We start from the raw sequence: 11486 nt of genomic DNA, 5'->3' as shown, positions 1-11486 counted from the left end.
TCATTACTCGTCATAGTTAATGATAGGTTTGTTTAGCTTGAGTGTTTTTTCTCTTGAACGAAGATCGTTCCACAAGCTTAAACGGGATGAATCGCCAGCCAGTTGTCCGTTGGAGTTGGCGGATTTCATCAACCAGAGATTTTTACCGTTAAAACTGTATATCGGCAGCAGATCCTGGCGCTTGGACGCTTTGAGGATCCTTGGATTGAGGTTGTCGAGGATCAATGGTTCTGAACTCGGCGTTTTATAGTAAGCCAACACCATATGGAACTGATTGAGTTCCAAGGCTTTGACGTACACCAAGCGCAGTTTGTTGTCCGAGACGCCCAATTCCAGCAATGAAAAATATTTGGCGATGGTGAAGTCTTCACAATCGCCTGCATTACTGCCTAAAAATTCCAGTGGTGTGGCCCAATAATCTTTCTGTCCCCATAGCTTAATGTCGTCGACAAAATAGAGCTGGTTGAAAAAGTCGTTGATGCCTGCCAGTTGTTCTTGCTCTTCTAACTGTTTAAAAAAATCAATATTCTCGCGCCAAGCCGTAACACGCTTACCCGCTCTTTGCCCATAGGTGCTGGAAACAGCCTCAACCCATTTCTGCTCGGTGGTGTTGAGCGCTTGAGAGCTAAACGCCGCCCAACCGAGTAACGCGAGTCCAACCCATCGGCCTGCGTTGTTGGTGTTGTGCCTTAGCAGACTGAGCGCTGCTTTAAAGTGTCTCTTATTCTTTAAGGGCATTGCTTTGCGCGCTAAGAATGGGTTTAAGCAAATATTCCAGTACAGTTCGCTTACCAGTGATGATGTCCACCGAAGCCGTCATGCCGGGAATAATCGGCAAATCGGCATCTTGGCCAAAATTGGTCTTTTCCGTGCGAACGCGAACAATATAGAAGCTGTTTCCCTCCTCATCTTTAGTGGTATCGGCGCTGATGTGCTCCAGCACTCCCGTCAGGCCGCCGTACTTACTAAAATCGTAGGCGGTGAACTTAACCACCGCCGACAAGTTCGGTCTAAGGAAGGCGATATCTTGCGGAGCAATTTTCGCTTCGACTAAGAGCGTGTCTTCGGTGGGGACGATCTCAACAATATCCATCCCCGGCTGAATGACGCCGCCGACGGTATTAATGTTCAGCGTTTTAATTTTGCCGGTAACCGGTGAAACCACCACGGTTCGTTTCACTCTGTCTTTTAGCCCAACGGTGGATTCCACTAACGCCGAGAGCTGATCTTGCGCTTTATTGAGCTTTTCTTGCTGTTCCGAGCGAAACTTCAGCGCCGCATCAATGCGGCTGAGCATGGACTCGCGAATCGAAGACTGCAGAACCGGAATTTTCAGTTCGGTCGATGTGAGCTCTCGACGGGTATCGTTGACTTGACGCTGCAACTTCAGCAGCTCGATTTTTGGCACTACACCTTCGTCGGCCAGCGGTTGGGTGATCTCCAGCTCTTTCTTGGCGAACTCGTACCCTTGTCGCAAGCTTTTCACGCGCGATTGGATTTCCACCAAGTCTTGCTGTTTCTGCCTAACTTGCTGGGTTAACACGGAAAGTTGGTTGCGTAAGTTATTTAAATCTTGGCGATATTCTGCTTTTTGTCTCTGGATCAGATCAGCCTGCTCTTGCTCTAATTGCTCAGGAAAACTGAGCTGGCTGTAGTTGATCACCACGCTTTTTTCCCACTCGGCGTTGGTGAACTCTTCATCGATTTCGACACTGTCGATTGAGGCGGTGAGTTGCAGCACTGCCGCCGTTAAGTTGGCCACTTGCTGTTCACGTTCACGGTAGTCAGAGCGAAAGCGGGTGTCGTCGATCAGTAACAGTTGCTGGCCTTTTTGTACCAACTGACCCTCTTTTACCAGAATTTCTTTAACTAACCCCCCTTCGAGGTTTTGCACAATTTGGATTTGCGACGAGGGGATCACTTTCCCTTGGCCGACGGTCACTTTGTCGATTTCGGCCCACGAGGCCCAGCCAATCGAAATGGCAAAAAATAACACAATCACCCACAGCATAAGGCGCGCATTAGTGGGGGTGTTTAAAAGCAAAGCGGCGGTTTTGTCGTCGACAAAATCGAGCTCTTGGTTGCTGAGCTTGTTGTAGTTGTCGCTGCTCATGCACTGTCCTTGTTTAATTAGTTGTCTAAGTAATTGTAAGCCCAGTCGGAAATAATGTTAAAGGCAGAACTGACAAATCGAGTGCTGCCAAATATTACTTGCTTACGGTTCTTTAAATTGAGATTTATCTAGCTGATGCTTTTTAAGCTTATCATACAGCGTTTTACGCGATATCTGTAACTCGTGTTGCACGTCTTTTAACCGCCCGCCGTGCCGTTGCAGAGCGTCAAACAGCAATGTGTATTCGAAGTAATCCATACGTTGGGCCATGCTTTGCGCTTCGCCTTGGTTGAGTTGTTCGACATCTTGCCAGGAGATAAACTGCTGCGCTTTCAGTGCCCGCAGTTCGGCAAACTGACGCAACTGGCGAATATTTTCTGGCCATGATTGCTGTTGAATGGCGTCTAGCTCAGCGGCGGTGATACGTGGAGGTTGCACTTGATAGCGGCTGCAAGCATTGCGCACAAAGTGTTTGTACAGCGCCGGAATGTCCTCTTTGCGCGCATCTAACGGCGGCAGTGACACGCTATCAATTTCGCCTTGCAACGCGGTTGGCAGTGCTTGCGTTGAACAGACCAAGCGGGTGCCGTTTAGGGGCACAGAAACCAGTGCTTGCCATTGAGATGGTTTGAGCACTTCGCCATCATTAATATACAAAGTGCTGTGCTTATGTTGTTCCAGCAGGCGAGCAAGCTTGCTCTGGATCTCGTCTGCGGGCATATCGCTAAAGTAAAAACCGGAAATGGGGACCAGTTCGCCTTCCGCGCGGTTGTGAATGTCGTAGAAAAACTGCGCACACAGCCGCTTCCCCGTGCCACTGTCACCCAGCAAAATCAGCGGTTTTTCGGGATTGGCGCTGATCAACGCTCGGCGAATCTGCACCATGGCTTGTGAATGGCCAATCAGTTTGGAACCGGCATGAGTCTGCATGTCGAGCTCCTTTTTCAGCCAGACGTTTTCTTGCAGCAGCGCCAGCTTATCTTGTGCATTGCGGATCGATTTCAGCAGACTATCGCTGGAAAAGGGTTTTTCGAGAAAATCGTACGCACCGCTTTTCATCGCTTGCACGGCGGTTTTCACATCGCCATAGCCAGTTAAGACGATCACCTGAAAATGCGCGTTGCGCTCAAGCAACTGAGCGAGGAAGGCTAAGCCATTCATTACTGGCATATGAATATCGGTGATCACAACCGCAGGCTCGCTGCTATCGATCAGTTTGAGCGCTTCTACGGCGTTGGGGAAGGTTCGCACTTCAAGGCCTTCTATCATCAGGGCTTGGCTGACTGAATCGCGGATGTGTGGTTCGTCATCGACGAGGTAAATTCGGTTTTGCATGCTTTATTCTTGTGTCGGCAAGAGACGTGGGAGACGGATGGTAAAACGCATGCCCTGCGGCGAGCGCGCTTGTACCTCAAGCGAGCCTTGATAGCTCTCGATGATACGCCGGGAAATGGTTAAACCCAGCCCTAATCCTTCAGGCTTGGTGGTATAAAAAGGGTCAAACAAGTGAGCGAGTTTTTGTTTCTCTACGCCCGGGCCGTTGTCCGCAACACTGAGTTGGCACCAATCACTATCATGGTGGCATTCGACAACGATTTGCGCGTCTGCCTGCCCATCCATCGCTTGTGCGGCGTTATGGATAAGATTGATCAGCACCTGTTCGAGCTCGACATGGTGAATGTTGGCGGCGAGTGTGGCCAAAATGGGCTCAACTTTGAGGGTGACGCCTGATTTGATCAATTTATTGCTTAAAATTCGCGTGGCATTGTGCACCGAATCGTGCAGATTGGCGCAATAGCGCCGATCATCGGTGGTGGATTTACGGGTAAATACTTTCAGGCGCGCAATCACCTCATGGATGGTTTGATTGAGCTCAAGCATCTGTTCAAGGTTGCCCTTGACGAGATCAATTTTGTCCATCGCCAGCAGCTTTTGGCTGTTTTCAGTGTAAGTACGCAGCGCCGCAAGCGGCTGGTTAATTTCATGATTGATGCTGGCCGAGAGCTCGCCAAGCAGCGCCAGTTTTGCCGCTTGCGTTAGCTCTTGTTGTGTCTGTTTGAGCTCTTGCTGGCTTTTTTCATACTGAATGATGGTTTGCTGCAATTGGCTATTCGCTTGGCTGAGTACTTCGGTGCGCTGAGTCACTTTCTGTTCAAGCTCAGCATTGAGTCTGGCGAGCTGCTGCTTATTAGTTAGGGTTTGACGCCAAGCAAACGCGATCAGGGTAATTAAACCGAAAATCAATAAGAAGATGGTGTCGGCTTGTAGCGCAGCGAGAATACGTTGCTGATGCGGTGCGAGCGTGACCACACGAAAACCGTTTTCGTTGCTGGCCGAAATGAACACTTGGTAGCGTGCCGCCATCAAAGCGGCCGCTTCAGGACCGAGATGCAGCGGCAGTTGAATATCGGGGTGCACTGCAGGCGCTTGCAGGCCATATTGCTGATTTTGCACGATTTGCGCGATACGTTGCTCATCAATCGCTGCGAGGGCTGTGTAGCGCCAACGCGGATGATTGCTCAGAAACGCCACTTGGTTCTCATCCAACACCATGATGTCTGCCCGCTCTGGCTCGATGGTATCTTCAAGCGCTTCCAAACTCACTTTCACGGTAATTACGCCAAGAATGTCACCGGCGTGCCAAATCGGCGCAGAGTAAAAATAGCCGCGTTTGTTGGAGCGAATACCTAAAGCAACGTAGCGGGCGATCTCGCCCTGAATGGCGGTCATAAAGTAAGGACGAAAAGAGAAGTTTTCACCGACAAAGGTGTCGTCTTGCTGGTAGTTACTCGACCCCAGCACCAAACCGTTTCGATCGTGCAGATAGATGGTATCGGCCAAGGTCTGCTGTGACCAATCGGCTAGCAAGCGATTGAGTGTGCTTTGATCGCCTTGCTCCGTGAGGTAGGCCGCTAGGCGAGGATCGTGGCTGAGCAGCTTGGGGATCTGTTCAAATTTCGCCAGCTCCGAGGCGATCTGCTGGGTGGCTCTTTCCGAGTAGTTCTTCAGAGTGTTAGCCCATTTTTTCTCCAGATACTGCGAGGCAGAAAAATGGGTGACCAAAAGGCCGGCAACACCAAGTAGGCTAGCGAGTAAGACAAAGCGACGCAGCGATGGACGATTAGAAACGGACACTGGAAACCCAAGCCACAGCGAAGATGAAAGAAGGTTTACTTTAACTGCGAGCGCGCCAAAGATAAACCGACATGCCGCAACAACGCGAAACCGATCTTAGTTTTACAAACGGCCATCAAACCTTGAGTTTGTTTGAGTTCGGGCGCACAATCGGCAAAAAAATAGTGAAGGAGTAGAGATGGAACTTGCTGATATTCGCCGTGAATACACCAAAGGTGGTTTACGCCGCAAAGATTTGAAAGAAAATCCGATTGACCAGTTTAATCTTTGGCTGGAGCAGGCGATTCGTGCCAACTTAAGCGATCCCACTGCGATGACAGTGGCTACAGTTGATGAAAATGGCATGCCTTTTCAACGAATCGTACTGTTGAAAAGTGTCGATGAAAATGGCTTTGTTTTTTACACCAATTTAGGCAGCCGCAAAGCGCAGCATTTAGAGCACAACAGCAAAATCAGTCTGCATTTTCCCTGGCATCCACTCGAGCGCCAAGTGCATATTACCGGTACGGCGGAGAAGTTGACGGCGATGGAAAACCTGAAATATTTCACCTCGCGACCCAAAGAGAGCCAACTGGCGGCGATTGCCAGCCGTCAGAGTAGCCGAATTTCAGCGCGTGGTGTGTTGGAAGGGAAGTTTCTTGAGCTAAAACAGAAATTCGCCAACGGGGATATTCCGGTGCCAAGCTTCTGGGGTGGTTTCCGAGTTAAGCCGCAAAGCGTGGAGTTTTGGCAAGGGGGCGAGCATCGTCTGCACGATCGCTTCCTGTTTAGCCAAACTGAAGGCGAGTGGCAAATCGATCGTCTCGCTCCTTAACGCTTTTTTCTGGCGACCGACGTCACAGTTGGTCGCCGTTGAGTACTACCGAAAGCTGCGTTTGCAACAAACTCTCCGGGATCATCGATCCAAATCCTGCCTCTAGCGCTTTATCAATCAGTTGATTTTTACTATTGGCCGCAAATTTCGTGCGCAACCTCGCCACATGCCCTTCAACGGTCTTAATGGAAATGCCCATAATTTTCGCGATGTACTGTGGCTTGCGGCCGTAAAGCAACAAAAACAGCGTTTCCTGCTCTCGCGCGGTTAAATTCTTCGGTACGCTGACCGATTCATCGAAGCGAAAATTGCTGCGTGTATCTTGATGCAACCCCGTAGCGCGGCACACCCAGTAACCCACTTCCAGCACCGCTGTGTCGGTCAGCTCTTGCCCATAAAAAATAGTGCCTTGCACTTCTCCTTCCGCGTTACGCCAAGGAGATTTAGTGAAGATGTGCGCGTGCCAGTGACCATCAGGATAAGGATGAATATCGAGGATCTTCAGCGTGCGGCCCGTTTCCATCACGTATTTATCTTGACGTTGGAACTCTGCGGCGCACTCAGTGGTTGGGCTGGGCATCTGGAAATCGGTGAGGCCAATGCAATCTTCTGCTTTGCGATGGCCGATTAACTGTGCGTAGTGGTGATTGGCGTAACGAAATACGGAGTCTTTATCTTTGCAGCCCCAACAGCCGGGTAACTGATGAAAAAGAGATTGTTCGACAGAAGTAAATGAAATCGTCACGTTGCAACTCGCTTTTACGACACTAGGACAGAATAAATATGCGCTTGATTGGTGTGCAATCTTTTGGTTGCGCTATATCTTATAAGCAATGTCTCACTTTTGCGAGGATTATCAATAAAGAGCCAAGGTGCAGATAAAAAAAAGCCAGCCTGAAGACGGGCTGGCAATACAAGATAATCATCTTGTCGACGTGTAGAAGAGGTTCTAAATCACATAGCGAGGGTCTGCTACGGGAATTTAGAGGTATCGATTGATACCGGGATCTCAGCGTACAGCAGTACCTTGAGTTCCTGAGCGCTACTGTAGGGGAAATGGTGCATAAGCAAAAGGGGGGAAAACCCCTATTCATCAATAAGATGGCCCAAAGTGGTTATCCTCGGTTGGTCGTACAGTGACCGTAGGATGACGCTACATGATCATCGTTCCGGAACAATGATCATCGAAGTTGGCGCATGGATCCTCGTCAATCAAATGAGTGCAGATAGGCAATCGGCCTGTGCTGGGGTATGATTTATTGGTCCTTTTCTCACTAAACTTGATTATGAGCGAACAACCGAAAGTGCAATCTAAGATCACGCCGGAGCAGAGTAAGCCCAGGCCCGCAGAGCTGGTGACGTTACCCTCGTATATGGATTGCCATGATCATCAGTACACGCAAATTGTCATTGGCCTCAAAGGGCAGGCGGAATTTGAAGTGCGCGGGCGCGGCAACTTGGTTGGCCCCGGGCAGGGATGTGTGGTGACGGCGTGCTCTGATCATGCTTTCGGTGGGGTGATTGGTCAGTCGGATATTTTGGTGCTCAATATGCCGCTGCCCAGTGGCGATGATCCTCTGATGCTGCAAAAAATCAATCAGTTGGAGCAATCTCATCTCTACTTTCAGCTAGATGGGCAGATCCAAAAGTTGATCCAGATGTTAGTGCGTGAAATGCAGGCCAGTCCAAATGATCTTCTGCTGAGTCGCGCTTGCAATGATACCGTCATGGCGCTGCTACAGCGCCACATCTCAGCGTTTGAGACGCCGAAAAAAGAGTCTCGCTTTGATCTCGACGCGATTGATCGTTACATTGAAAGCCATTTGAGCCATAGGATCAGTGTCGCGCAGCTGGCGGGGAGCGTTTTTCTCGGCGAGAGTCAGTTCCATAACTTGTTCAAAGAACAGATGGGCATTACCCCGCATCAGTATGTGTTGGGTAAACGCATCGACATGGCCAAAGAACTGATCGAAAAAGGCACCCTCAGCTTAGGGCAAATTGCCGAAATCACCGGGTTTTCCGGACAAAGCACTTTTACCCACTCCTTCACCCGTCTGCAGGGCATTTCTCCTTCTCTCTACAAAAAGCAAAATAGCGTTAAATAAGTTGCATTATGTATTGGTTTATTTTGCTTAATTTCGTGTGATCATGTGTTTGTTTTGTTAAAAAAGCGAGTTTTTAGCAAAAAGCTCGGAGTTTTTGACAAGTATTCCTCTCAGCCTCAAAATACACTGCCTGCCATATGTATAGCCCCGGAGCGGTTTTCGGGGATGAGATTGAGGAAAACGCATGTTTACAGCGACAGATGTGTTGAAACCGGAGTTTGTCCAGCAGCCGCTTGATACGCTTTGGTCATTGATCTCCCCATTGTATATGGTGGACGAATCTCAATGGCTACAGCAGCTCCTGCCACTGGCGACCCCTTCAGCGGAAGAAAAAGCGGCGATTGCCAAAAGCACCACGCAACTGATAGAAGCGATTCGCGCTGATAAGAAATCGATCCAATTGATCGATGCCCTTTTGCTGGAGTACAGCTTAGATACTCAGGAAGGGATCTTGTTGATGTGTCTGGCTGAGGCGCTGATGCGAATTCCGGACTCGGCCACCGCCGATGCCTTGATCAAAGACAAACTCAGTGTGGCCGATTGGAAATCTCACCTAAAGAACTCGGAGTCGGTGTTCGTCAACGCCTCCACTTGGGGATTGATGCTGACGGGCAAAGTGATCGGTCTTGCGGATGAAGATACCAGCAGCCCAACTCAAGCGGTGAATCGTCTGGTCAACAAGCTCTCTGAGCCAGTGATCCGCAAAGCGATGTATCAGGCGATGAAGATCATGGGCCACCAATTTGTTCGTGGTCGCACCATCGAAGAGGCGCAGAAAAACGGTCGCCCAATGCGTGATAAAGGCTTCACTTACTCATTTGACATGCTGGGTGAAGCGGCGCTGACCACGGCCGATGCCAATAAATACTTCAAAGATTACCTGATGGCGATTGAGTCGGTGGGCCGTGAAAGCTATGGCAACAACACCAGCCCTGCGCCGTCGGTGTCGATCAAACTTTCTGCGCTGCACCCACGCTATGAAGTGGCCAACGAAGCACGTGTAATGAGCGAGCTTTATACCACGCTTGAACAGCTGCTTAAGCGTGCGGTTGAATTGGATGTCGCCATCACCATTGATGCAGAAGAAGCGGATCGCCTAGAACTGTCGCTTAAGCTGTTTGCCAAACTCTACCGCAGCGAAACGGTTAAAGGGTGGGGTAAGTTTGGCCTCGTCGTTCAGGCGTATTCCAAACGTGCGCTGCCTGTTTTGGTGTGGCTCAACGCACTGGCCAAAGAACAGGGCGATTTGATCCCGCTGCGTTTGGTAAAAGGCGCCTACTGGGATAGCGAAGTGAAGTGGTCGCAGCAGCGCGGCTATGAGAACTATCCAGTCTATACCCGTAAAGAAGCGACCGATGTGGCTTACCTTGCTTGTGCTCGTTTCCTCTTAAGCGAGAACGTGCGCGGCAACATCTTCCCTCAATTTGCCAGCCACAACGCGCAAACCGTCTCGTCGATTGCCGTGATGGCGCAACACAAAGATTTTGAGTTCCAACGTCTACATGGCATGGGTGATTCGCTTTACAACCATGTGATGGACAAATATCGTCAGCCCGTGCGCATTTATGCGCCAGTCGGTAGCCACAAAGATCTGCTGCCTTATCTGGTTCGTCGCTTGCTGGAAAATGGCGCCAACAGCTCGTTTGTACACCGTTTGGTTGACGCGCGCTGCCCGATTTCTGAGCTGACCAAACATCCAGTCGAAGCGTTGGCTTCCTTTGCAACCCTCAACAATACCAAGATCCCGCTGCCGAGCGCGATTTTCCCAGAGCGTAAGAACTCGTATGGCGTGAACGTCGATATTGAAAGCGAATCCAAGCCGTTTGAAGCGCAGGTTGAGTCGTTTTTAGCCAAGCAGTGGATTGCTGGCCCAGTGATCAATGGTCAGTCTCTGGCCGAAAGCATGATCAAGGATGGGCAAGCGGAAAGCGTGACCGCACCTTATGATCGTCGCATCGAAGTTGGCAAGATCGCCTTTGCGTCACTTGATCATGTTTCCGCCGCGATTGAGGGAGCGCAACAAGCGTTTGCCGGTTGGCAAGCCACCCCACTGGCCGAGAAAGCACGTTGCTTGGACTCGCTGGCGGATCTCATGGAAGCCAATCTGGCCGAGCTGGTGGCCCTGTGCCATCAAGAAGCGGGTAAAACTCTCCACGACAGCATCGATGAAGTGCGTGAAGCGGTCGATTTCTGTCGTTACTACGCCAAGCAAGCGCAAAACCTGCAACCTTTCGAGTTGCAAGGTTTTGATGGCGTGAAGCGCATCGCCAGCCGCGAAGGCTTGGGGGTGTTCGTTTGTATCAGCCCGTGGAACTTCCCGCTGGCGATCTTCTTAGGGCAAATTTCCGCCGCCTTGGTGGCTGGTAATACCGTTGTCGCTAAACCCGCTGAGCAAACTAGCCTTATCGCAGCGCGTGCGGTGGAATTAATGCAGCAAGCGGGATTCCCTGCCGGTGTGATTCAACTGATCCCCGGCCGCGGCGCGGATATCGGCTCGGCGCTGACGTCTCATCCTGCGATTGCGGGAGTCGCCTTTACCGGTTCGACGGCGACCGCTCAGCGCATCAACGTGACCTTAGCACAACGTGAGGCCAAACCCGTGCCATTTATCGCAGAGACGGGTGGGCAGAACGCGATGATTGTCGACAGTACTGCGCTGCCAGAGCAAGTGGTGCGTGATGTGATCCGCTCTGCTTTCGCCTCGGCGGGACAGCGCTGCTCGGCGTTGCGGGTGCTGTTTGTGCAACAAGACATCGCTGATCGCGTTATTTCTCTCATCCAAGGGGCGATGAACGAGCTGAGCGTTGGTCTGCCGTATTTGCACAAAACCGATGTCGGCCCTGTGATCGATAACAAAGCGAAAGAGAAGCTACGTGCACACTTGGCACAGATGAGTGCCACGCAGAAGAAAGTGGCGCAACTGACGCTGGATGACGTCTGTCAGCATGGTGATTTTATCGAACCAAGTGCGTTTGAAATTGAAGGTATCCACGTGCTACAAGAAGAGCAGTTTGGCCCTATTCTGCACATCGTGCGTTTCAAAGCGTCTGAGCTGACGAAAGTGGTTGAGCAGATCAATCAGACTGGTTTTGGCTTGACCATGGGGATACACAGCCGTAACGAGACCACCTATCGCTGGATAGAAAAACATGCGCGAGTCGGCAACTGCTATATCAACCGTGACCAAGTCGGTGCGGTGGTGGGCGTACAACCGTTTGGCGGCCAAGGGCTGTCTGGCACTGGGCCGAAAGCGGGTGGCCCACACTATTTGTACCGCTTTACCCAGATCCAATTCAAACCAACTGAGAACGCATAAGGA

The 11486-nt window shown here is 50.7% G+C and carries 8 protein-coding genes; 3 read left to right on the top strand and 5 right to left on the bottom strand.

What is annotated here, in order from left to right; genetic code table 11:
* Positions 1-3 precede the first annotated feature (3 nt).
* The 4 genes from EWA64_RS16210 to EWA64_RS16195 all read right to left on the bottom strand — a co-directional run bounded on the left by EWA64_RS16210 (position 4) and on the right by EWA64_RS16195 (position 5248).
* Positions 4-738 (bottom strand): transglutaminase-like cysteine peptidase, encoded by a 735-nt coding sequence (locus EWA64_RS16210; RefSeq protein ID WP_082796714.1) that lies wholly within the window; start codon positions 736-738, stop codon positions 4-6.
* Positions 722-2113 (bottom strand): HlyD family type I secretion periplasmic adaptor subunit, encoded by a 1392-nt coding sequence (locus tag EWA64_RS16205; RefSeq protein WP_061895481.1) that lies wholly within the window; start codon positions 2111-2113, stop codon positions 722-724. The genes EWA64_RS16210 and EWA64_RS16205 overlap by 17 nt, the downstream gene beginning before the upstream one ends.
* A gap of 102 nt (positions 2114-2215) precedes the next feature.
* Positions 2216-3448 carry a sigma-54-dependent transcriptional regulator gene (locus EWA64_RS16200; protein ID WP_061895482.1) on the bottom strand — a complete coding sequence of 411 codons (1233 nt, stop codon included), beginning with the start codon at positions 3446-3448 and terminating at the stop codon, positions 2216-2218.
* A 3-nt stretch (positions 3449-3451) separates the two neighbouring features.
* Positions 3452-5248, bottom strand: a complete 1797-nt coding sequence (locus EWA64_RS16195; RefSeq protein ID WP_061895483.1) for a sensor histidine kinase — start codon at positions 5246-5248, stop codon at positions 3452-3454.
* A 178-nt stretch (positions 5249-5426) separates the two neighbouring features.
* Between EWA64_RS16195 and pdxH the strand changes: the two genes are divergently transcribed.
* Positions 5427-6062, top strand: coding sequence for a pyridoxamine 5'-phosphate oxidase (gene pdxH / locus EWA64_RS16190; RefSeq protein ID WP_061895484.1), 636 nt, complete (start codon positions 5427-5429; stop codon positions 6060-6062).
* Between the two features lie 22 nt (positions 6063-6084).
* On the opposite strand, the gene EWA64_RS16185 is transcribed toward pdxH, so the two are convergent.
* Positions 6085-6807, bottom strand: coding sequence for a helix-turn-helix transcriptional regulator (locus tag EWA64_RS16185; RefSeq protein ID WP_061895485.1), 723 nt, complete (start codon positions 6805-6807; stop codon positions 6085-6087).
* A 541-nt stretch (positions 6808-7348) separates the two neighbouring features.
* Between EWA64_RS16185 and EWA64_RS16180 the strand changes: the two genes are divergently transcribed.
* Positions 7349-8167 (top strand): helix-turn-helix domain-containing protein, encoded by an 819-nt coding sequence (locus EWA64_RS16180; protein ID WP_061895509.1) that lies wholly within the window; start codon positions 7349-7351, stop codon positions 8165-8167.
* A gap of 184 nt (positions 8168-8351) precedes the next feature.
* Positions 8352-11483, top strand: a complete 3132-nt coding sequence (putA, locus tag EWA64_RS16175; protein WP_061895486.1) for a bifunctional proline dehydrogenase/L-glutamate gamma-semialdehyde dehydrogenase PutA — start codon at positions 8352-8354, stop codon at positions 11481-11483.
* Positions 11484-11486 lie beyond the last annotated feature (3 nt).

It is taken from the genome of Vibrio cidicii (assembly GCF_009665415.1).
Taxonomy (GTDB): Bacteria; Pseudomonadota; Gammaproteobacteria; order Enterobacterales; family Vibrionaceae; genus Vibrio; species Vibrio cidicii.
The sequence above is the reverse complement of the archived record's forward strand: the minus strand, read 5'-3'. Positions and strand labels throughout refer to the sequence as shown.